A 21,438-nucleotide genomic window follows, 5' to 3' on the forward strand; every position below is an offset into this window, starting at 1 on the left:
CTCACCGGACGGTGTAGGTCTCCAGCGAGTGCGCGATCCACCCCGCCGTGCGCGCGATCACGAACACTGCCTCACCGGCGCCCTCGGCCATGCCGTGCACGAAACACAACGCGCCCAACGCGAACTCGACGTTCGGCTCGAGATCGCGCCGGCGGCGGACGAGGTCTATGGCGGCCCCGACGATCGCGAGCCGTTCGGGGTCCGCGGGCGCTTGGGCGAGCAGGCGCAGCAGCTCCGACGCGCGTGGATCGGCACTGCGGTACCTAGGCTGCCCGAACCCGGACAGCCGGTCGCCGCGCAGGAGGCGTTGTTCGAGCACCCGCGAAACGGAGGCGGGCGAGGCGATATCACCCAGCCACGCCTGCACAGCGAGTGAGGAACCACCGCCCAACAACAGTCCACTCGCGACACTCATGCCCGCGAGCACGGCCGAATACGGGTCCGCCGCCTTGGCCGCGGCCTCGCGCACGGCACGCGTCGACGGGCCGAGGCCGTGGTCGGCCAGCAGGACCAGCGCGGCCGAGAGCACCGCGATCCGTTCCGGCGTCGCGGGTTCCGCCGTCAGCCGGCCCCACAGCCGCTCCGCGATGGGCCGGCCGCGCTCGCACACCGCGCCCGGCTGCGGCAGCGACTCCACGAACGCGGGCGCCATCGTGCGCGCCGCCGAGAGCACCGACGGCACGGACAGGTCGTAGCGGAACGAGTCGCGCGCGCCGAGCAGCGTCGCGGTGACTTTGAGCCGGTCGAGCGGCAGGCTGTCGGCCGGCATCGTGTCCTGCAGCCGGCGGATGGCGGAGACGAGCTCCGGTTCGAGGTCCCGCGCGGGCGCCACGTCGGGCTGCTCCCACAGCAGCTCGGCCACCTCTTCGTACGACGCCGTTCGTGCGAGCTCCACGGCGTCACGCTCGCGGTAGAGCAGCGTGTCACCGTCGAGGCGCGCGACCTGGCTGGTGTCGGACGAGACCGCCGGCTCGTCGTCGTGCAGGAGCGTGCGCGTGCCCTTGCGCTGCCCGAAGCCCTCGACCTCGCTGCGCGAGAGCCAGCTGCGCCGGTCGCGGGGGAGCCGGTGGCGCTTCAGCAGGCCACGGCTGATGTAGGCGTACACCGTGCTCTGCTTGACCCCGAGGACGTCGGCTGCCTCGGCGATCGACAGCACCTCAGTGTCGGTGCTCACGACTGATGACCCCTCCTCTTCCGGCGATCTCGTGTCGCGTTGACGATTCGCGGCGAGTCTAGTGACCACTGATGCTTGTCACGGAACAGAAACATCGGGTTGACAACGGATTCCGGACAGGCCTACGGTCTCGTCGTTCTCGTCAATGTTGACTCTCAATGTTGATTGTATTGATTTTCCGAGGTGGAGCGCCAGTGCAGGTTCACGACATTGCCGTCATCCGCGGGGACGGGATCGGTCCCGAGCTGGTCGACGCCGCGCTCACCGTGCTGGGTACGGTCACGGCCAAGAGCGGCTTCGAACTGCGCTACACCGACGTCGACGCCGGCGCCGACACCTACCGCCGCACCGGCGTGGCCTGCTCACCCGAAGACCTCGACTACCTGCGCACGGCCGTCGCGGCCACGCTCAAGGGCCCGGTCGGCCTGCCCGACGTGCGGTTCCCGGACGGCACCGAGGCCGGCCTGCTCGGCGGCATCCTGCGGATCGGGCTCGACGCGTACGCCAACGTCCGCCCCGCGCTGCTGCTGCCCGGCGTCACGTCGGCGCTGGGCGGAGTGAAGGCCGGCGGCATCGACTACGTCATCGTCCGCGAGAACACCGAAGGCCTCTACGCCTCACGCGGCAAGGGCGTCGGCAACCGCTGGGCCGTGTCCGACACGCTCATGACCACCCGCGAGGGCACGCTGCGAATCTGCCGTCGCGCGTTCGAGCTCGCGGCGGCCCGCGGCGGCGCGCCCAGCGATGGCAAACACCGCGTGACCTGCGTGGACAAGAGCAATGTGCTGCGCAGCCACGCGCTGTTCCGGGAGATCTTCTTCGAGGTCGCCGCCGGCTTCCCGGACATCGAGACCGAGGTCCTCTACGCCGACGCCGCGGCCCAGGCCCTGGTGCTGCGCCCCGGCGACTTCGACGTGCTGGTGATGGAGAACTTCCTCGGCGACGTGCTCAGCGACCTCGGTGGCGCGACCGTCGGCGGTATCTCGCTGTGCGGCTCCGGCAACATCGGCGACGTCAGCGCGTACTTCGAGCCCATCCACGGCAGCGCGCCCTCGATCGCCGGCAAGGGTCTCGCGAACCCGATCGGGCAGATCCTCGCCGCCGCGATGATGCTCGACCACCTGCACCACGCCGCCGAGGGGGACCTCGTGCGCGCGGCCGTCGCCGGCGCGCTCGAGGCCGGCGACATCGGCATCCGCCCCGACGGCTCGGCGACGGGCGGTCCCGAGGCCGTCGCGGAAGCCGTCGCGGCGCGACTCACCTGACTCCTTTCCCGATGAAGAGAACGGAAACACCCGTCATGAACACGGAGCTCGAGTTCACCGGCGCCCGCCGGCGCCGCATCATCATCGCGGCGTCGGCAGGCAACTTCGCCGAGTGGTACGACTGGGGCGTCTACGGCGTGGTCGCCACGATCATCGCCGCGAAGTTCTTCCCCGGCAACGATCCCGCCGTGGCGCTGCTCAACACCTACGCCGTGTTCGCGCTCGGCTACATCGCCCGCCCCATCGGCGGCATCTTCTTCGGCTGGATCGGCGACAAGTACGGCCGCCGCCGCGCGCTGTCGATCTCGATCCTGTTCACGTGCTTCGGCACCGCGCTCATGGGTGTGCTGCCCACCTACGCGCAGATCGGCCTCCTGGCACCCGTGCTGCTGCTCGTCTGCCGCCTCGCGCAGTCGATGGGTGCGGGCGGCGAGTACGCGAGTGCGATCAGCTTCGTGTTCGAGCACAGCCCGGCCGCGAGGCGCGCCCGCAACGTGAGCACGCTGATCGCCACCACGTTCATCGGGATCCTCTGTGGATCGCTGCTCGCGCGGGTGTTCTCGAGCATCCTCACGAAGGACGAGTACCAGACGTTCGGCTGGCGCATCCTGTTCCTCGTCGGCCTGCCGCTGGCCGCGTTCGGCGTGTACCTGCGCTCGAAGGTCGAGGAGAGCCCGGAGTTCGAGCTGCTGGTCAAGGCGCGCGAGAAGGCGAAGGCCGCCGCCACTCCGCTGCGCGACGCCCTGCGGCTGCACTGGGTGCCGATCGTCATCTTCATCGTCTGCACCGCGAGCTACGCGCTGCTGAGCACCACGATCACGTCGTTCCTCACCACGTTCCTCATCAACGTCGGCAAGCTCGACAGCACCGAGGCCTACAACGCGACGATCGTGAGCAACGTGCTCGTCATCGCCGGCACGCTCGTGATGGGCCCGGTGGCGGACAAGATCGGGCTGCGCAAGGCGCTGAGCCTGACCGGGCTCGTGGTCGCGATCCTCGCGGTGCCGTCGCTGGCGCTCGCCGCGGGTGGCGGGGTCGGCGCGTTCACCGGCGGCGCGCTCATCGGTGCCTGCAAGGGTCTGCTCGCGCTGCCGGCGCTGCTCGCGATCAGCCAGATCTTCCCGACGGCCGTGCGCGTCACGGCGGGGGCGCTCGCCTACAACGTGGCGCAGGCCGTGTTCGGCGGCACGGGCCCGATCATCGGCGTGTGGCTCAACGACGTGACCGGCGGCCCGTACGGCCTCGGTGTGTACCTGGCCGTGCTCGGCCTGGTGACGGCGATCGTCGCGTTCCGCGCGCGGCGTACGTTCGACCACGACGAGGTTGTCGTCCCCGCCACCGACACGGTGTCCCCGGAGGCGCGGTGAACATCCTTCCGTTGACCCAGGGTTATCCCGGCAAGAGCACCCAGCACGGCGGGCTCGGCTGGAGCAGCGTCACGCTCGTGCGCCACGGCGAGCGGCTGATCCTGGCCGACACGGGCTCGTTCGGAATGCGCTCTCTGCTCGCGCAGCGGCTGGCCGGCCACGGCGTGGATCCGCGCGAGGTCACCGACATCCTGCTCACGCACGCGCACTACGACCACGCCGCGAACTACCTGCTCTTCCCCTCGGCCACCGTGTGGGTGGGCGCGGCGGAGCTGGAGTGGGCGGCGGGGCGCGAGCCGGGGTTCGACCCGTTGCCCGAGCTGTACGCCGCCGATCTGGCGAGCAACCCGCGGACGCGGCGGGTGAGCGAAGACGGTGAGCTCTTCCCCGGCGTCGAGGCGTTCGCCGCGGCCGGGCACACGCCGGGCTCGCTCGTGTTCCGGGTGGCAGGTTCCGTGCTGTTCAGTGGCGATGCCGCGAAGAACCGCGCGGAGCTGCTGGGCGGCGATGTCGACATGACGCTCGACCGCGACGCGAGCCGCGCGTCTTTGCGCAAGATCCTCACCCTGTGGCGGGAACACCCGGACACGCTGCTCGTGCCGGGCCACGACGTGCCGATGCTGTGGCACGACCGTCCTGTTTACACGGACACCCGGCGAGCCGGGATCCGTTCGTGGTTCGGCGAAGACCTCGTCGCGACCACCGAGTTTGACCTCACCGAAGGAGAAGAGCACCGATGACCGGCGACACCCAGATCACCGCCGAGGACCTGCGCGGGCTGGCGGCCCGCGCGCTGGCGGGGAACGGGATGTCCGAAGAGGACTCCGCGCGCGTCGCCGACGTGCTGGTGCTCGCCGACCTCTTCGGCATCCGCACGCACGGCGTCGCGCGGATCCCGCAGTACCTCGACCGCGCGCGCCTCGGCGGCGTCGACCTGCACGCGAAGGTGGCGGTGGACCAGGTCGCGCCGGCGTTGTCCCGAGTGGACGGTGCCAACGGCATCGGGCCGCTGGTCGGCTCGCGCGCGCTGGACGCGGCGCTGGATTCGGCCCGGGCAACCGGCCTGGGGGCGGCTTTTGTGCGTGGCAGCAACCACTTCGGGCCCGTGATGCCGTACCTGTTCCGCGCGGCGGAGCAGGGGTTCGCGGCGATCATCGCGAGCAACGCGACCACCACGATCGCCCCGTGGGGCGGCCGTGAGGCGCGGCTGGGCAACAACCCGCTCGGCATCGGCGTGCCCACGCCCGGCGGTGACCCGGTGCTGCTGGACATCGCGATGAGCGTGGCGGCGCGCGCGAAGATCCGCGCGGCCGCGGCGGCGGGGGAGTCCATTCCGGACACCTGGGCCACCGACCGCGACGGCAAACCGACGACGGATCCGGCAGCCGCGTTGGACGGGTTCCTGCAGCCGCTGGGCGGGCACAAGGGTTACGGCCTGTCGGTGATGGTCGACCTGTTCGCCGGCGTACTCTCCGGTGCCGGGTACCTCACGCGCATCAGCTCGTGGAGCGTCGACCCGGAGCGGCCGCAGAATCTGGGCCACGTGTTCTTCCTGATCGACGCGTCGAAGCTCGTGCCCGGCGCCGAGCTGGCGTCCCGGATGGACGATTTCGCCGGGATCCTGCGCACCACGCCGCCCGCGGACCCGGCGCAGCCCGTGCGGCTGCCGGGTGAGTTCGAGCTCGCGCGCTACCACCGGCAGCTGCGCGACGGTGTGCCGGTCGAGGACGGCGTGCTGGCCCGGCTGTCCGAGTTCGCGGGCGCCGTGCGGTGACGGTGGTGCCCTCGGGTTCGTGCGACTGTCACGTGCACGTCTTCGACCCGCGGTTCCCCTACGCCGGGGACCGGGCCTACACGCCCGGCCCGGCGAGCGGCGAGCAGCTGGACGAGCTGCACTGGCGGCTCGGCGTGAGCCGGGCGGTGCTCGTGCAGCCGAGCCCGTACGGCACGGACAATTCGTGCCTGCTCGCGCAGCTGCGCGTCCGGGGCGACCGGGCGCGGGGTGTGGTGGTGTTCGACCCCGCCGCTCCGGCGCCGCTGGGGGAGTGGCATGCCCTTGGGGTGCGCGGGGCGCGGGTGAACCTGGCGACGTTCGCGGTCGACGACCCGGCCGTGGCCCTGGCGCCGCTGCGCGCGACCGCGGCGGCCATCGCGGACCTCGGCTGGCACCTGCAGGTGTTCACGGAGCTGTCCGTGGTCGCGGCGCTCGCCGACGACCTCGCGCGGCTGCCGGTGCCGGTCGTCCTCGACCACTTCGCGCTCGCTTCTCCCGACCTCGGTCAGCCCGAGTTGCCCGAGCTGACCGACCTCCTGCGATCCGGTGCGGCGTACGTCAAGCTCTCTGCGCCGCACCGGATTTCCACTGCTTTCGACCACGCGGACGTCGCGCCGCTGGTTCGCGCGTTGGCGGCCGCCGCCCCGGACCGGTTGTTGTGGGGCACCGACTGGCCCCACACCGGGGGCCGGCCGCGCACTTCGGGCAACCGCCTGAGCGTCGAGCCGTTCGAGCCGATCGACGACGCGCGGGCCCTGGCCCGCCTGCTCGAATGGACCGGCCCGGACGTGGGCCGGCGGATCCTGGTCGACAACCCGGTCGGGTTGTACGGGTTCTGACCGGGGTGGTTTCCGTCTCACTCGACGGGCACGCAGGAGCCGGGCGAGCTAAGTTGCGCGGAACAACCCTCTGCCCGGCGAGGAGGCGGTCCCGGTGAGCACGACGACCTTCGCCGCGGTGTCCGCCGTCAAACGGCGGTCGCCCGGTGGTTTCGACGCGGACATCAGCCCGCAGTGGACGATCGGCGGCAAGCCCAACGGCGGCTACCTGCTGTCGCTGCTCGCGCGCGCCGCCGTCGTCGAGCGCGAGCACTCCGACGTGCTCGCCGCCAGCGCCCACTACCTGCGCTCACCCGACCCGGGCCCGGCCGAGGTCGAGATCGAGACGCTGCGCACCGGCCGCGGCTCCAGCCAGGTGCGTGGCCGCCTCGTCCAGAACGGCAAGACGGCCGTCGAGGCCCTGTTCACCGTCGGCCCCCTCACCGAAGGCGAGGTGTACTGGCAGGACGGCCGGCCCGACCCGCGCCCGGACATCGAATCGACGTTCCGCGTCCCGGGCACCACGCCGCTCGGCCTGCCGGTGGCCATCATGGACGAGATCGAGGTCCGCCTCGACCCCGACAGCGCCCGCGTCTTCACCGACGGACCGTCCGGCCGCGGCGAACTCCTGGGCCGCCTCGCCCTCCCCGGCGGCGAACCCTTCGACCCGATCAGCCTCCTGTTCGCCGTCGACGCCTTCCCGCCCGCGACGTTCGACATCTCGGCCAGCGGCTGGGTGCCGACCCTCGAGCTCACCGCCTACGTCCGTGCCCGCCCGGCCCCCGGCCCGCTCCGCGTGCTGCACCGCGCCCACCTGATCACCGACGGCCGCGTCGACGAGTCCTGCCACGTCTGGGACAGCACCGGCACATTGGTCGCCCAGGGCACCCAGCTCGCCGGTATCCGCCTCGGCTGACGCTCGTTTCACCTCACGCTGGGACGTTCGGCCGCCGAAGTGCCGCCGTCCGGACCACCGGCAGACGCCTTCCCCTGTGATCGGATGAAAGGTCTGGACCAGGGGAGGGCGCGGTGCACATCAGAGGAAGACGCCGTTCGATCGACTTCGACGGCCGGAAGATCACGCTGAAGATCGCGGTCAAGTACGGCGTGTCGGGCTCGGATCGCAAGTACGAGTTCCCGGTGCGCAGTCTCACCGGGTTCCATCACCAGCAGGCCACGGCGTGGAAGCGCGGCCGGCTGGAGTTCACGGCACCGGCCCTTTCCTCCGCGATCGTCACGGACGTGCCGCTGTTCGCGGACAAGTTGCCTGGCAATGTCTTCGAATACGGCTACGGCGACGAAAAGCGCGTGAGCGCTTTCGTCGCCGCAGTGAACAAAGCCCGAGGTTGAGCCTCAGCCGAGCGACTCGGCCCGTGCCACGCTGTTGAGCAACGACGAGTTCATCAGGAACTTCAACTCCAACTCGGCATCGTCGCCCAGCGCCGCGAGTTCCGCCAGCCGTTCCTTCCGCCGCACCGGGTCCTTCTCCTCCAGTCGGCGCTTGTTCGTCACCGTCTGCTGCTGCACGAACTCGATGTTCACCGTGCGGCGGCGCAGGTCGTAGCGATCGAGCACGGATTCGTCGCCCGAGGAGGCGAACGCGTGCAGCGAGGAGGCCAGCTCGACGGCGTCGTGGATGCCGCAGTTGAGGCCGAGGCCGCCGATCGGATTGTTGACGTGGGCGGCGTCGCCGGCCAGGAAGACGCGGCCGGAGCGGAAGCTGGCCGCCACGCGCTGGTGGACGTTGTACAGCTTGCGGTGCACGAGCTGGTCCGCCGGGTTCGCTGAGAGGGCCAGGCCCGAAAGCCGGGCTCGCGCGCCCTCGTCACCGACGGCTTCCTCGTCGGTTTCGCCCACGGTGGTGGGGAAGACGGCGCGCCAGCGGCCCTTGCCATCGTCGCCGGCGACCTTGAAGAGGTTGACCCACTCGCGCGGGTCGGCCCAGTAGTTGCGGTAGCTGCAGTCCAGTTCGGACTGGAAGTCGAACAGCGTGGTGAGCACCAGGAACCGCTCGGGCCACGTGTAGCCCTCGAACTCGATCCCCAGCGCCTTGCGCACGGTGCTGCGCCCGCCGTCGGCGCCGATCACGTAGTCGGCGGTCACCGGGCCCTCGGACGTGTGCACGGTGGCGGAATCCCCGTCCTGCGTCACGCCCGTCACCGCGGCGCCGAAGCGGACGTCCACTCCGGACAGCCGCTCCAGCACCATGTTCACGATCTTGTGCTGTTCGATCTGGACCACGAACGGGTAAGGCGTCACGTCGCGCAGCACATCGTGGTCGAGCCGAGCGATGAGCGAGCGCTCCGGCCGGTCCCAGAAATCGAAGTACCGCGCGACGAGCCCGCGGGCGACCACGTCGTCCATCAGGCCCAGCTCGCCGAGCATCGCCAGGGTGGAGGGGTGCACTGTCGCGGCTCGCGGGGCGTCCTCGACGGCCTGCTCCGCTTCCAGCAGCGTCACGTCGAACCCCCGCCGAGCGGCCGCGAGCGCGAACACCGCGCCCACCGGACCCGCGCCCACGACCACCACGCTCTGTCCCATGTCTTCGTCAGTTCCTTTCAGCCGAGTTTCGCGAGCCAGCCGGCCACGGTGTCCACCAGCGACTCGCCCGAGCCGTCGAAGCGGTGCCCTTCCGTGCCTTCCGGCGAGGGCAGCGACACCGATGTGACCGACGGCGAGATGCCCTGCTCCAGGGCCGCCTCCAGCCAGCCGGGCTCGAAGTCGTGGATCACGGTGTCGTGCTGGTCGCGCACCATGAGGATCGGGTTCGGCACGCGGGCGATCCACTCGATGCTGCGCGCGCCCGCGGTGCCCGTGCGCCGGTAGGTGAGGAAGTGCTGCGCCGTCACGGACATCGACCGCCCGCCGAGCCACGACATCTTCGTCGCCAGCGTGCGGCCGAAGTCGCCGGCCTGCACGGCCGCCACGGCTTCCTCGGTGAGCGCGCGGTAGGTGGCCTCGTCGTTGATCAGCAAGTGCCGCGACTTCCACGGCAGATCGGCGAACATGCCGGTCAGCGCGATGCCCGCGATCTCGCGGTGGAAGTGCGTGGCAGCGAAGTACGTGACCTGCGAGGTGCCCAGGCTGTGGCCGTGCAGCACGATCTTCGAGTATCCGAGCGAGCGCGCTGTCCAGAACGCCGCCTCGATGTCGCGCACCGTCGCGTAGAAGCTGTCGGTGTTCACGGCGTCGCCCGACTGGCGGGTGTTGATCGCGAGCACCGGCACGCCGCGGCCGCTGAGGCCCAGCGCGAGCGTGCGCACCGGCAGGCTGCCGATGCTGCCGCCGCTGCCGTGCACGCTCAGCACGAGCGGCGCGTCGGGCAGCGGCTCGGCCGGCACGAGGTGCGCGGCCGGGCCGGAGCGGCCGTCGAGCGAGGTGATCTCGTAGTACTGCAGCGACACGCCGTCGGGAGCGTGGAAGTCGAGCAGGGACTCCGGGGTCTCCGCGGGGCGGTACGTGACCGCCGCCGCTGTTCTGTCCTCAGTGGACACTTGTGGTGCTCCCGTCACTTCGAGCCGGTGTAGACGAGCTTGCTGTAGTCGACCGTGCCGCCGAAGCCGCCGAACTGCTTCATGGCGTCGCCCCAGATCTTCAGGTCGTCCTGCGAGACCTCGGTGGTGAACTCGCCCAGCGGCGACTTCTTCGCCTGCTCGGCCGTGACCTTCGTGTAGGCGGCCAGCGCGGTGTAGGCCTTGTCGTTGTTGGCCTTGATCCACTGCGCCGCGTCCTGCAGCGCCGCCTTGAACCCGTCGGCGAGCTTGGGGTTCGCCGAGGTCCAGTCCTTCGATGCGATCCAGTACGTGCCGCCGAGGTAGTTCGGGCTCAGCGCCCGCTCCGGGTCGCCGAGGCTGCGCATCCCGGCTTGCTTGCCGACGGTGATGAAGGGGTTGATCACCTCGACGGCGTCGACCTGGCCGGCCTTCAGCTCGTCGATCATGTTCGGCGTGGGTACCTGCACGAACTGCTCGGCCGCGGGGTCCACGCCGTTCTTCGACAGCCACGCCTTCGTGGCGATGTTGATGTTGCCGGTGAGCGTCGGCGAGCCGATGCGCTTGCCCTGCAACTGTTTGACGTCCGTGATGTCCGGGCGCACGAAGATCTGCACGCTCTGGTCCTCTGGCGAGTCGCCGTTGTTGCCCGACACGGCCACGAGCGGGACGCCGGACGAAGACGCGCGCAGCATGATCGGCGCGACGCTGAACCCGAGGTCGTACTGCTTGTTCAGCAGTGAGGGCACCAGCGTGATGTCGTTGAGGGTCGTCGTCTTGACGTCCTTGATGCCGTGCTTGGTGAAGAAGCCCTGTTGCTGGGCGACGACGACCGCGAGCGAGTCGTTGGTGTTGTTCAGTGCCACGCGGATCGTGCCGTCGCTCGACGAGGTGGAGCCGCTCGAACCGCTGCAGCCGGACACGGCGAGCGCGCCCGCGAGCAGTGCGGTGGCCAGGGCGGTGATGCGGGTGCCCCTCATGACGCCTCCGTGGGAGTTTGGGGGAACGGGTGGGGGATCGGGGAGAAGTTCACTATCCGAAGTAGTTGAGCAGAGACAGTAACTCAGGTTAGCTAATCTCTCAACTGTCCAGCTCAGGACACTGGTAACAGACTTGTTAAGGCTGGATCGCAGACCAAAAAGCACTACTCAAGTCATTGACGTGTGGAAGGTTAGGCGCCCATCATGGCCAACGCCAGCCCTGAAGGAGGTCCCGATCCCGTGACCGTAGAAGCCACCGCGCCGGCCACCGAGACGGCGGATGCGTTTTCCTGTTCGAAGCTTTTCGTCGAGTACCGCACGCGCAACAAGGTGCTGCGAGTGCTCGAGGATGTCGGTTTTTCCTGTGCCCAAGGCGAGTTCCTCAGCATTCTCGGGCCGTCCGGCACCGGGAAGACGACCCTGCTGCGGATCCTCGCCGGGCTCCTCGTCCCGGGCGAGGGCTCGTCCGTGCGGTTCCGCGGGAAGGAGATCACCGGTCCGCCCGCCGGCGTCGGCATCGTGTTCCAGAACTACGCCGCGTCGCTGCTGCAGTGGCGCACGGTGGAGCGCAACGTCGCGCTGGGCCTGGAAGGCCGCACGAGCAAGTCCGAACGCGACGAACGCGTCCGCGAGGCGCTCGAGCTGGTCGGCCTCGCCGACCGCGGCAAGGACTACCCGTGGCAGCTCTCGGGCGGCATGCAGCAGCGCGTGCAGATCGCGCGCTCGCTCGTGATGCGCCCCGAGGTGCTGCTGATGGACGAGCCCTTCGGCGCGCTCGACGCGATGACCAAAGCACAGCTGCAGGACGAGCTGCTCAAGGTCGCCGAGGTCACCGGCGCGACGGTCGTGTTCGTGACCCACGACATCGACGAGGCCGTGTACCTGTCCGACCGCGTGCTCGTGCTCGCGGGCCGTCCGGCCACGGTCGGGCGCGAGCTGCGCATCGACCTGCCGCGCCCGCGTGACCAGGTGGCCACGAAGGAGCTCCCGGCCTACCTCGCCGCTCGGCACCGCGTGTACGAGGCGCTCAAAGCCGAGTCCGAGGCGCATGATGCGGGGGTCGAATGAGGCGCCTGATCGGGTTCGCGGTGCCGGTGGCCGTGATCCTGCTGTGGCAGCTGGTGAAGTCGGCCGGGCTGCTGCCGTACGACAACGTCCCGGCACCGTCGGACATCTGGTCGTCCACAGTGGATCTCGCGTCGTCCGGTGAGCTGATGACGAACACCGGGCACACGCTCGCCGCCTGCCTCGGCGGCTGGGCGCTGGGCTCCGTGCTGGGTCTGTTGCTGGGGTTGCTGCTCGGGCTCGTCCGTCCCGCGTGGACCTACGGCATGGCCTCGGTGGAGGTGCTGCGCGCGCTGCCCGCGATCTCGTTCGTGCCGATCGTGGTGATCCTGCTGGCGCAGACCGTGGAGATGGAGATCGTGATCGCCGCGTGGGTCGCGATCTGGCCCGTGGCGATCAGCACGATCGACGGCGTGCGCGGTGTGAACCCGGTGCACCAGGACCTCGCGCGCACCCTCGGTCTTTCGCCGGTGGCGAAGGTGGTCAAGTTCGCGCTGCCCACGGCGTTGCCGAAGATCATCGTGGCCCTGCGGCTGAGCCTCTCGGCCGCGCTGGTGCTGGCCATCGTCGCCGAGATCGTCGGCGACCCCGAGGGCATCGGCTACGCGCTCGTGCAATCGCAGCAGTCGCTGCGCCCGGCGGCGATGTTCTCCTACATCCTGCTCACCGGCGTGCTCGGCATCGTGCTCAACTTCATTCTCGTGTGGACACTCCGGTTCGTGCCGGGTGCCCGTCAAGCCGCCGGGGGAGCCGACGATGCCGCGTAAAACCCGCAAGTCCGGGGTCGCGCCCCTGCGGGGCCTGTTGCCGCTGGCGCTGCTGCTCGTGCTGTGGCAGGTGATCGGGGACAGCACGAGCACGTTCTTCCCGCCTCCGGCGAAGTGGTTCAGTCAGACGTGGGAGCTCACCTCCGGCGGCGCGCTGCTGGGCGGGCTGCTCGCCACGCTCGAGACGTTCGTGATCTCGTTGCTGGCCGCGACCGTGCTCGGCACGGTCCTCGGCCTGCTCATCGGCCACGTCCCGCTCGCGGAACGGCTGCTCGGCCCGATCCTCGAGTACTTCCGGTTCCTGCCGGGGGTCGCGCTCGTGCCGCTCGCCGTGCTGCTCGTGGGCTACACCGAGTCGATGAAGCTCTACGTGGTGGTCTTCGGTGCTCTGTGGCCCGTGCTCCTGCAGGTGCGCCAGTCGGCGAAGGCGGCCGACGTGATCCTCTCCGACGTGGCCTCGACGCTGCGGCTCGGGAAGTTCGCGGCCTTCCGCAAGATCCACCTGCCCGCGATCGTGCCGGGACTGCTGCTGGGCGTGAAGATCGCGGCGCCGCTCACGCTGGTGCTGGTGCTCGTGGTCGAGATCAGCACGCAGGTGTCCGGGCTGGGCAAGCTCATGGAGACCGCGCAGCAGAACTTCCAGTCGGCCCAGGTCTACGGGCTCGTGGTCGTGGTCGGGCTGGTGGCGCTCGTGATCAACATGCTCGTGTCGGGAATCGAGGGGTTCCTGCTGCGGTATCGCCCGCAGAACTGATCGAGACCGGGAGGCTCCGGTCCGGTGTGGACGCACCCGGGCCGGAGCCTCTCTCCATGCCCGGGTTGTCCGGCAGGTGCCTCAGTGGTGGTGCGCGTGCGCGTGGTGCCCGGCCGCGGTGAGCAGCAGCGCCAGCCGGGGGTCCGAGTCCAGCCCCAGGTAGAACGAGAACGTGGCCAGCGCGCCGAACTTGCCCTCGTCGGTGAGCTGGCGCTGGAAGTGGTTCACGTGGTGGTGCACGGCGTTGTCGATGGTGCGCAGCACCTCGATGCCGGCTTCCGACGCGTGCACGGCGATGACCCGGCGGTCGTCGGGGATGCGGGCGCGGTGCACGAGCCCCTTCTCCTCGAGTTGGCGGATCAGGCGCGACGCGAGCGCGGGCGCGATGTCGAGGCGGTCGGCGACCTTGTTCACCGGCAGCGGGTCCTCGGCGCCGAAGATCTGCAGCAGCGCCTGGTGCTGCAGCGGCTGGAGGCCGCCGGCGATCGCCTGCTCGTCGAGAAGCCGGAGGATCTTGCGCAGCACGAAGCGCGCGTGGGCGATCGCCTTGACGTGGTTGGCGAAGTCGAGGTCGCTCGACGCGACCGCGCCCTTGCCCCACAGGGCGAGTAGCTCAGCGGTCCCGTCCTCCACCGTGATCCCCCTCCGCGCAGTGTCCTCGACGACGGCATCCGTCGATTACATCTCCAGGTCAATAACCTGAGGACACTATATCAGGCAAGGCTCAGGAATCAGCGGCCGCGCGGATGGCTTCCGCGATGGCCGAGTCCGGGTCGAGGCCCACGTAGAAGGCGAAGATCGACAGCGCCGACAGGCGTTCGTCCTCGTTGAGCTGGTGCTGCAGGAAAGCGATGCTGTGGTGCACCTCGTCGTCGATCTCGGCGAGCTTCTCGGCTCCCGCGGTGGTGGCCACGACGTTGGTCGCGCGGCGGTCGCTCTCCGACGCCTCGCGGGTCACCAGGCCCAGCTCTTCGAGCCGGCGCACCATGCGCGAGGCGAACGCGGCCGCCACGTCGAGCCTGGCGGCCAGGGTGCTCACGGTGATGCCGTGGGCCTCGCCGGTTCCGTAGACCTGCAGGAGTGCTTGGTGCAGCAGCGGTTCCAGGCCGTGGGTCTTCGCCTGCTCGTCGACTATCCGTAGCACGCGGCGGGTCACGTAGCGCGCGTCGGCGATGTTCTTCACGTACGCCTGGAACTCACGGCTGCGCTTGGCGTCGCCGATGTCGGCCCACTTCGTGTAGGCGCGCATTGCGTCGTTCATGCGGCTGGCTTCCCTTCGGACGAGCACGGCCTCTCGGACGAGCGCGGCGGCGAGTGAACCCGGCGATCATACGTCGCACCATTTTAGTTGACTAAAGTAAGGTATTCTTGTTAGCCTTCTGGCCCAGGAGGTCACCCCATGGCTCTGCACCCCGCGGACAGTGATCCCAGCGGATTCAAAGCGGCGCTCGGCTCTTTCGCGGCCAGCGTCAACGTCATCACCCTCTGGGACGCGGCCGGTCGCCCACTCGGCATGACCGCCACCGCGTTCTCGTCGGTGTCCGTCGATCCGCTCATGATCCTGGTCTGTGTCAACCGTTCCACCCGCACCTACGAGCGTATCGCCGAAACCCGCCGGTTCGGCGTGAACATCCTCGGCTCGCCCGCCCGCGAGATCTCGGACCACTGTGCCCGCCCGGGTGCCGACAAGTCCTTGCCCGAGGAATGGCTCACCGACCACGAGGGCTGGCGCAGCCCGGCGCTGGCGGGCGCTCTCGCGTTCCTGGACTGCGAAATCGACCAGGACGTGCAAGCGGGCACGCACGCCGTGCTCATCGCCAAAGTCGGCGGCATCGGGCTCAGCTCGGCGCTGCCGCACCACGAACCGCTCCTGCACTTCCGCGGCCGCTACCGGCAGCTGCAGGCAGGAGTCCACCACCCGCGGCCCCGGCCGCTACCGATCGCACTGGAGGAATCGGCGTGACGCGTTCCGGCAAGGACTACGTCGAAGGACTGCGCGACAACCGGCGAGTGTTCGTCGACGGCGAATACGTCTCCGACGTCGCCGCACACCCCGCGTTCAAGGGGGCCGTCGAGTCCATCGCGCGCGTGTACGACGTCGCGCACGACCCGGCCAACGCCGCGGAGATGACGTTCCCGTCCCCGACCACCGGCGCCCCGGTGAACCTGTCGTACCTCATCCCGCGCGGCGAGGACGACCTGCGCCGCCGCCGTGTCGCGCTGCGCAAGACGGCCGAGGCGACCTTCGGCCTCATGGGCCGCGGGCCCGAGCACGTCGCGGGCTTCCTGGCCGGCTGGGCGGGCCGGTCCGACGTCTTCGCGGCGGGCGAGCAGCGTTTCGCCGACAACGTCACGAAGTTCTACGAATACGTGCGCGACAACGACCTCTACTGCTCGTACGCGATCGTGCCGCCGCAGATCGACCGCAGCAAGCCCGCGCACCAGCAGGCCGACCCGCACCTGTACGCGGGCGTCAAGGAGGAGCGCGAGGACGGCATCGTCATCGCCGGCGCGCAGATGCTCGGCACGGGCGCGGCGATCTCCGACTACCTCATCCTCAGCTGCATCGTGCCGCTGCAGCCGGGTGACGAGGACCAGGCGATCTCCGTCGCCGTCCCGATCGGCGCCGAAGGCCTGAAGATCTACTCGCGCCGCAGCTACGCCGAAGCCGCCACGAGCGTGTACGACTACCCGCTCGCCACGCGCTTCGACGAGACCGACTCGCTCATCGTGTTCGACGACGTCTTCGTGCCGTGGGACAAGGTGTTCGTGTTCCGCGACCGCCAGATCACCAGCGACCAGTGGAGCCGCACGCCGGCGCACCTGCTGGGCAACAACCAGGCCCAGATCCGCTTCTCCGTGAAGCTGGACCTGCTGGCGGGCCTGGCGTTGCGAGTGGCGCGCATGAACGGCTCGGACAAGTTCCCGCCGGTGCGCGGGGTGCTCGGCGAGCTGGCCGCCCACGCGGCCATGGTGTCCGGTCTCGTCTACGCGCAGGAGCAGAACTGCGAGCTCGACGAGAAGGGCGTGGCCTGGCCCGGCCGCGAAGAGTGCTACGCGACCATGACGCTGCAGTCGGACTTCTACCCGAAGCTGCTGCACCTGGTGCGTGACCTCGTCGGCGGCGGCGTGATCCAGCTGCCGTCCTCGGCCGCCGACTTCGAGAACCCCGAGGCGCGCGCCGACTTCGAGCGGTACGTGCAGTCCCCGGGCCACCCGACCGTTGAGCGCGTGAAGCTGCTCAAGCTCGTGTGGGATCTCGTCGGCTCGGAGTTCGCGAGCCGCCACCAACAGTACGAGATGTTCTACGCGGGCGCGCCCTTCCTCGTGAAGTCGCGCATGAGCCAGATCTACGACTTCGCCCGCGCGGAGGCCCTCGTGGACGGCGCGCTGGCCGGCTACGACCTCGGTGGCGGCACGGAGACCGTGCAGACCTGAGCGAGGCAGACAGACCGCGGGGCGCCCGGCGAACGCCGGGCGCCCCGTTTCCATGCCCGCACAACGATGACGCTTGCCGGCCCGCGAAGACGTGGACCGCGAAGACGTGGACCGCGAAGACGTGGACCGCGAAGACGAGAAAGGGCGCCCGGCCGAAGCCGGGCGCCCTTCTCAGTGTCCGCCGTGGACGGTTCAGCTCGCGCGGTAGCGCACCTCGAACGTGAGGCAGCCTTCCTCGCTCGTCCACGGGCCGTGCTCCATGCCCGGCGGGCGGCAGGCGTAGTCGCCGGCCGAGAAGGTCTTGCCGAGGCGCGTGTCGTGGAACGAGCCTTCGAGGATGTAGACCTCTTCCCAGAAGTCGTGCACCTGCACGCCGTTCGGGGTGGTGTCCGTGCCGGGCTCGAAGCGCAGGATGCGCGTCGCGACGCCACTGTCGCCGTCGGCGGCGAGGATGCGTTCGGTCAGCTGCGGCACGACGCCCGCGCAGGGCGTGAACTCCACCGTCTTGGCGGGGAAGAACTCGTGTTCCGGTTTGGCCATGGGGGTTTCTCTCTCCAGGTACGAGGGGTCAGGACACGGAGTAGGCGTGGGTGAGCTCGGGACCGCCGGGCAGGGCCAGCGACAGCGTCCAGGCCTTCCCGGGCACGAACTTGCCGTCGAGCAGCGTCAGGGTGCCGCAGAACATCACCAGGTCGCGCTCGGCCGAGCCGCCGCGCAGCTCCAGCACGTCGGTGGGGATGCGCAGGGCGCTGAGCGGGCCGTGCTGGTAGCGCACGCCGTCCACAGTGGATTCGGCGACGATCGCGTCCCAGTCGGGGTTCTCGACCGGGACCACGGTGGTGCCCAGCGGCTTGGGGCAGGCCGCCTTCGAGTCCTTGACACTGGAGGTCTCGATGTCGCGGTCGGTGTGGTCGGAGCCCACGGTGAGGTAGAGCTTGCCGCCCGCGCGCACGAGCACCGGCTCGACCTCGCCGGAGGTGTTGGTGCCGTCGACGGAGATGGTCGCGGCCTGCGTCGCCAGCGCCGCGTCGAGTTCGTAGAACGCCGGGACGGAGTCGGGCGGCGGCACGCCGATGGCGGCGAGCTCGTCGATGTGGTGCTTCACGGCGGCCTCGTCGCGGCCGGTGTAGCCCGCGACCACGAGGTCGAAGTCGGCGACCGCGACGGTTTCGCCCGTCCCGGCCACGGTGAAGGTGAGTGCGGTCATGCGTGCGCTCCTCGGATGGTCAGTTCGCGGTAGCTGGGGAGCCGGTCGTCGAGCACGGGGAACTGCTCGCGCGTGGCGGGGACGACGCCGGGATCGACGTCGCACCAGGTGATCCCCTCTTCGGTGCCGGCTTCGGCGAGCACGGTGCCCCACGGGTCGACGACGCGGCTGTGCCCGCCGAGCTCGACCCCGCCCTGCGTGCCGGTGGCGTTGCACGCCACCACGAGCACCTGGTCCTCCACGGCTCGCGCGGTGGTGAACAGGCGCCAGTGCGCGAGCCGCGCCGCGGGCCAGGCGGCCGGCACGATCACGATCTCCGCACCGGCGTCGACGAGGCAGCGCCACAGCTCGGGGAAGCGCAGGTCGTAACACGTGGTGCCGGCGACCGCGCCGAACGGTGTCGCCACCGCGGACACGTGGTCACCGGGCTTGAGCAGCTGCGCTTCCTTCGACTCGTAGCCGAACACGTGCACCTTGCTGTAGCTGTGCACGAGCTCGCCGTTCGGGTCGAACAGCACGGCGGTGTTGCGCAGCGCGCCGTCGGGCAGCCGCTCGACGAAACTGCCGCCGTGCAGGTAGGAACCGGTTTCGCGGGCGAGCTCACCGAGCCGCGCGAGCGACGGGCCGTCGGCCGGCTCGGCGTCGCGGGCGTAGTCGTCGAAGGCGAAGTACCCGGTGGCCCACAGCTCGGGCAGCACGATCAGATCGGCCGAGGCCGCCGAGCGGACGAGCCCGGCCACCCGGTCGAACCGGGCGGCGACGGGCTCGTCCTCGGGGCTGCCGATCTGGACGAGGGCGATCTTCACGAGGCCTGCCACAGCTCGCGGGCGCTCGCGGCGACGATGTCGTCGTACGAAAGCTCGCGGTCGGTGAGCCCGGTCGCGCGGGCGAACCCGGCGAGCCCGGCCACGGCCTCGGGGGAGATCGCCGGCTCGTAGAACGGCCCGTCCCGCTCGATCAGGCCGGCGATGAGACCGGCCTCCATCTCCGGGAACAGCGCGGTGCCCACCTTCGTGGCCAGCGAGGGGTCCCGGACCAGCTCGCGCTGGGCCCGCAGCACACCGCGGGTGACGGCCGCCGCCTCCTCGGGGCGGTCGGCTGCCGTGCGGTCCGTGGTCATCAGGGCGGGGAAGGTGTACAGCGAGTGGGCGGAGCCGTCGCGGCGGGCGTCCACCACGACCTTGCCGACACCGCGCTGCACGGCGACCTCGGTGCCCATCCCGTTGGCCCAGAAGGCGTCGATCTTGCCTTCGGCCAGGGCCTTGGCGGCGGTGACGCCGAACGAGACGTCACCGGCCACCCCCGCGACGGGGGCGATGGTCACGTTCGCCCCCTTCAGGTCCACGCCCTCGGCGTCGAGCAGGCGGTGCAGGCCGAGGTCGGGGCCGGGTGCGGCACCGATGCGGACGTCGTGGAGCTTGGCGAGCGTCTCGCGGGTGATGTCGAGGTCGGGCCGTACCACGAGGAACCAGTACATGTTCTGCGCAAGCGCGGCCAGCAGCTTCTGCCCGCCCCAGGTGGAGTCGGCGTAGAGCGGGGCGTGGGCGCACCCGGCGAGGTAGTCGATCCGCCCCTCGCGAAGGGCGATTGCTGCGTCGGTGACGGGGAACAGGAGTTCCAGCTCCACGTCGAGACCCTCGTCGCGAAGGTATCCGAGCTCCACGGCCGCGATGGCGGGGAAGTAGGAGTTCGAGACGAGATCGGGCACGGCAAGGCGCATGGTTGCCTTCCTGATCAAGAAATTAACAGTACTCAAGTAATGTACTTAGCTTAGTATTTCGGGTCAAGCTGGCGTGCCACGGGCGCCGGTTCCGGCTTTTTGACGGCCCGCAGTACCACCACGGTGATCGAACACAGCACCGCCGGCACCGCGAAGGCCAGGAAGTACACCGGGAAGGGCAGTGAAGCGGCGAGCAGGTAACCGCCGATCAGCGGGCCCAGTAGCCCGCCGAGGCGGCCGATGCCCAGCGCCCAGCCGAGGCCTGTCGCGCGGGCCTCCGGCCCGTAGGTGCCCATCACGAGCGTGTGCACCACGTTCTGGCCGCCGATGATGAACGCGCCGGCCAGGGCGTTGAGGATGTAGAGCGCGACCACCGAGCTCGCGAAGCCGAACAGCACCAGGCACACCCCGCCGGCCGCGAACGCGATGGCGAGTGCCACGTACTGGTTCATGCGGTCGAGCACCCAGCCGAGGATGAACCCGCCGATCGTGGCCGCGGCGGCCTGCTCGATCGCGTAGGAGTAGCTGCTGACCAGCGACAGGCCGTGCTTCACGAGCAGCGACACCATCCAGAAGTCGAGTGCGTAGACCACGAACTGCAGGAACAGATACAGCAGCGAGATCGTGAGCGTGGAGTTGCGGTAGCGCGGCGTCCACAGCGTGCGCAGCTGGATCTTGCCGTTCTCGGTGCGCGGGCCCGTGAAGAACGTGGCCGGGTCGGCGGCCTGCGCGGTGGGCCAGATCGTCGGGTAGACCTTCTTGACGGTCGCGAGGGCTTCCTCGTACCGGCTGCGCGTGGCGAGGAACTGCGGCGTCTCGGGCACGAACCACGCGATCAGGGCGGCGACGATCAGGGCCGCGTAGGAGATGTGGAACAGCGGGCGCCAGCCGAAGCTCGGCACCAGCAGTGTCGCGGCCACGGCCGCGAGCACGAAGCCGAACGTGAAGCAGCCGGCCGACGCGGCGATCATCCGGCCGCGCTTGCGCACGGGCACGTATTCGCCGAGCATCGCGATCGTCGCGGGCAGCACGCCGCCCATGCCGATGGCGGCGCAGAACCGCAGGATCGCGAACTGTGTGTAGTCGCCGGCGAACCCGGCCGTGCCCATGAAAACCGCGAACACGGACACGCCCAGCACGAGCATGCGTTTGCGGCCGAAGCGGTCGCCGAGCGCGCCGAGTCCGACGGCGCCGATGAACAGGCCGACGAACGTGAACGACGCGAGCAGCCCCGCCTGGACGGGGGAGATGTGCCACTCGGCGACGATCTTGGGCAGCCCGTAAGCCAGGGCCTGCAGGTCGTAGCCGTCGAAGATCACCGCGGCGCCGCCGATGGCGGCGATCGCGAGGACTTTGGGGGACAATGGGGTCTCGGTGAGACAGTGGTCGAACGTGGCAGCGGGTCGCATCCGCGCTCCTCGGCCCGGGCGGCACCCAGCACCACGACACTCGTCGACGAGTGCGGGCGGGGGACGGGCGCCGCGGGTTGATGGGATTTATTTAACTTTAGTACCTGACTTGACAGCCATAAATGATGCGGGAGACGATAGGTCGCGCCCGGTGCTGTGTCAACGCCGGACCGCGAGGGCGGTCAGGATGATGTGGACTCGGACCGGGC

General features: G+C 69.9%; 23 protein-coding genes. 12 read left to right on the forward strand and 11 right to left on the reverse strand.

From position 1 onward, the window contains the following. Position 1 precedes the first annotated feature (1 nt). Positions 2-1,174: a citrate/2-methylcitrate synthase gene (locus AB0M56_RS14415; protein ID WP_364175214.1), complete on the reverse strand. Its 1,173-nt coding sequence runs from the start codon at positions 1,172-1,174 to the stop codon at positions 2-4. Between the two features lie 194 nt (positions 1,175-1,368). Between AB0M56_RS14415 and AB0M56_RS14420 the strand changes: the two genes are divergently transcribed. The 7 genes from AB0M56_RS14420 (at position 1,369) to AB0M56_RS14450 (ending at position 7,748) form a co-directional block, all read left to right on the forward strand. Continuing rightward, positions 1,369-2,439 (forward strand): isocitrate/isopropylmalate family dehydrogenase, encoded by a 1,071-nt coding sequence (locus AB0M56_RS14420; protein ID WP_364175217.1) that lies wholly within the window; start codon positions 1,369-1,371, stop codon positions 2,437-2,439. A gap of 35 nt (positions 2,440-2,474) precedes the next feature. Further along, complete coding sequence (locus AB0M56_RS14425; protein ID WP_364175220.1) at positions 2,475-3,806, forward strand: MFS transporter; 1,332 nt, start codon at positions 2,475-2,477, stop codon at positions 3,804-3,806. Further along, entirely contained in the window at positions 3,803-4,546 is a 744-nt protein-coding gene (locus tag AB0M56_RS14430; RefSeq protein ID WP_364175223.1) for an MBL fold metallo-hydrolase, read from the forward strand. The genes AB0M56_RS14425 and AB0M56_RS14430 overlap by 4 nt, the downstream gene beginning before the upstream one ends. Further along, entirely contained in the window at positions 4,543-5,580 is a 1,038-nt protein-coding gene (locus AB0M56_RS14435; protein ID WP_364175225.1) for an Ldh family oxidoreductase, read from the forward strand. The genes AB0M56_RS14430 and AB0M56_RS14435 overlap by 4 nt, the downstream gene beginning before the upstream one ends. A gap of 5 nt (positions 5,581-5,585) precedes the next feature. Continuing rightward, the gene (locus AB0M56_RS14440; protein ID WP_364175228.1) at positions 5,586-6,419 is read left to right on the forward strand and encodes an amidohydrolase family protein; all 834 of its coding nucleotides are present in this window, start codon (positions 5,586-5,588) and stop codon (positions 6,417-6,419) included. A gap of 94 nt (positions 6,420-6,513) precedes the next feature. Continuing rightward, on the forward strand, positions 6,514-7,314 hold the full coding sequence (locus AB0M56_RS14445) for a thioesterase family protein (protein WP_364175231.1): 801 nt from the start codon (positions 6,514-6,516) through the stop codon (positions 7,312-7,314). Positions 7,315-7,427: 113 nt separating this feature from the next. After that, entirely contained in the window at positions 7,428-7,748 is a 321-nt protein-coding gene (locus AB0M56_RS14450) for a hypothetical protein (RefSeq protein ID WP_364175233.1), read from the forward strand. A gap of 3 nt (positions 7,749-7,751) precedes the next feature. Here the strand turns inward: AB0M56_RS14450 and AB0M56_RS14455 are convergent, their stop codons facing one another. From AB0M56_RS14455 to AB0M56_RS14465, 3 genes are read right to left on the reverse strand one after another with little or no spacing between them, the layout of a single operon-like run. Further along, positions 7,752-8,939 carry an NAD(P)/FAD-dependent oxidoreductase gene (locus tag AB0M56_RS14455; RefSeq protein ID WP_364175236.1) on the reverse strand — a complete coding sequence of 396 codons (1,188 nt, stop codon included), beginning with the start codon at positions 8,937-8,939 and terminating at the stop codon, positions 7,752-7,754. Between the two features lie 17 nt (positions 8,940-8,956). Next, positions 8,957-9,892, reverse strand: a complete 936-nt coding sequence (locus tag AB0M56_RS14460; RefSeq protein ID WP_364175238.1) for an alpha/beta fold hydrolase — start codon at positions 9,890-9,892, stop codon at positions 8,957-8,959. A 14-nt stretch (positions 9,893-9,906) separates the two neighbouring features. Further along, the gene (locus AB0M56_RS14465; RefSeq protein WP_364175241.1) at positions 9,907-10,869 is read right to left on the reverse strand and encodes an ABC transporter substrate-binding protein; all 963 of its coding nucleotides are present in this window, start codon (positions 10,867-10,869) and stop codon (positions 9,907-9,909) included. 240 nt (positions 10,870-11,109) lie between these two features. Between AB0M56_RS14465 and AB0M56_RS14470 the strand changes: the two genes are divergently transcribed. Genes AB0M56_RS14470 through AB0M56_RS14480 form a run of 3 tightly spaced genes read left to right on the forward strand, consistent with a single transcriptional unit; the run spans position 11,110 to position 13,455 of the window. Then, positions 11,110-11,937: an ABC transporter ATP-binding protein gene (locus tag AB0M56_RS14470; RefSeq protein ID WP_364175243.1), complete on the forward strand. Its 828-nt coding sequence runs from the start codon at positions 11,110-11,112 to the stop codon at positions 11,935-11,937. After that, positions 11,934-12,701, forward strand: coding sequence for an ABC transporter permease subunit (locus tag AB0M56_RS14475; RefSeq protein ID WP_364175246.1), 768 nt, complete (start codon positions 11,934-11,936; stop codon positions 12,699-12,701). The genes AB0M56_RS14470 and AB0M56_RS14475 overlap by 4 nt, the downstream gene beginning before the upstream one ends. Next, positions 12,691-13,455: an ABC transporter permease subunit gene (locus AB0M56_RS14480; protein WP_364175249.1), complete on the forward strand. Its 765-nt coding sequence runs from the start codon at positions 12,691-12,693 to the stop codon at positions 13,453-13,455. The genes AB0M56_RS14475 and AB0M56_RS14480 overlap by 11 nt, the downstream gene beginning before the upstream one ends. An 81-nt stretch (positions 13,456-13,536) precedes the next feature. On the opposite strand, the gene AB0M56_RS14485 is transcribed toward AB0M56_RS14480, so the two are convergent. Continuing rightward, positions 13,537-14,088, reverse strand: coding sequence for a MarR family transcriptional regulator (locus tag AB0M56_RS14485; RefSeq protein WP_220239102.1), 552 nt, complete (start codon positions 14,086-14,088; stop codon positions 13,537-13,539). A 91-nt stretch (positions 14,089-14,179) separates the two neighbouring features. Further along, positions 14,180-14,716, reverse strand: a complete 537-nt coding sequence (locus AB0M56_RS14490) for a MarR family transcriptional regulator (protein WP_364175252.1) — start codon at positions 14,714-14,716, stop codon at positions 14,180-14,182. A 138-nt stretch (positions 14,717-14,854) separates the two neighbouring features. Between AB0M56_RS14490 and AB0M56_RS14495 the strand changes: the two genes are divergently transcribed. Continuing rightward, positions 14,855-15,418, forward strand: a complete 564-nt coding sequence (locus AB0M56_RS14495) for a flavin reductase family protein (RefSeq protein WP_364175255.1) — start codon at positions 14,855-14,857, stop codon at positions 15,416-15,418. Continuing rightward, positions 15,415-16,893, forward strand: a complete 1,479-nt coding sequence (locus AB0M56_RS14500) for a 4-hydroxyphenylacetate 3-hydroxylase N-terminal domain-containing protein (RefSeq protein ID WP_364175258.1) — start codon at positions 15,415-15,417, stop codon at positions 16,891-16,893. Before AB0M56_RS14495 ends, AB0M56_RS14500 begins: the two co-directional genes overlap by 4 nt. Positions 16,894-17,085: 192 nt before the next feature. Here the strand turns inward: AB0M56_RS14500 and AB0M56_RS14505 are convergent, their stop codons facing one another. From AB0M56_RS14505 to AB0M56_RS14525, 5 genes are read right to left on the reverse strand one after another with little or no spacing between them, the layout of a single operon-like run. Next, entirely contained in the window at positions 17,086-17,433 is a 348-nt protein-coding gene (locus tag AB0M56_RS14505; RefSeq protein WP_220239106.1) for a cupin domain-containing protein, read from the reverse strand. Between the two features lie 28 nt (positions 17,434-17,461). Continuing rightward, positions 17,462-18,100, reverse strand: coding sequence for a DUF2848 family protein (locus AB0M56_RS14510; protein WP_364175261.1), 639 nt, complete (start codon positions 18,098-18,100; stop codon positions 17,462-17,464). Beyond that, positions 18,097-18,906: a carbon-nitrogen family hydrolase gene (locus tag AB0M56_RS14515; RefSeq protein ID WP_364175264.1), complete on the reverse strand. Its 810-nt coding sequence runs from the start codon at positions 18,904-18,906 to the stop codon at positions 18,097-18,099. Before AB0M56_RS14515 ends, AB0M56_RS14510 begins: the two co-directional genes overlap by 4 nt. Beyond that, positions 18,903-19,838 (reverse strand): ABC transporter substrate-binding protein, encoded by a 936-nt coding sequence (locus AB0M56_RS14520; protein ID WP_364175267.1) that lies wholly within the window; start codon positions 19,836-19,838, stop codon positions 18,903-18,905. Before AB0M56_RS14520 ends, AB0M56_RS14515 begins: the two co-directional genes overlap by 4 nt. A 32-nt stretch (positions 19,839-19,870) precedes the next feature. Then, complete coding sequence (locus AB0M56_RS14525; RefSeq protein ID WP_364175270.1) at positions 19,871-21,229, reverse strand: MFS transporter; 1,359 nt, start codon at positions 21,227-21,229, stop codon at positions 19,871-19,873. Positions 21,230-21,438: the final 209 nt, after the last annotated feature.

It is taken from the genome of Amycolatopsis sp. NPDC051372, assembly GCF_040682095.1.
GTDB lineage: Bacteria > Actinomycetota > Actinomycetes > Mycobacteriales > Pseudonocardiaceae > Amycolatopsis.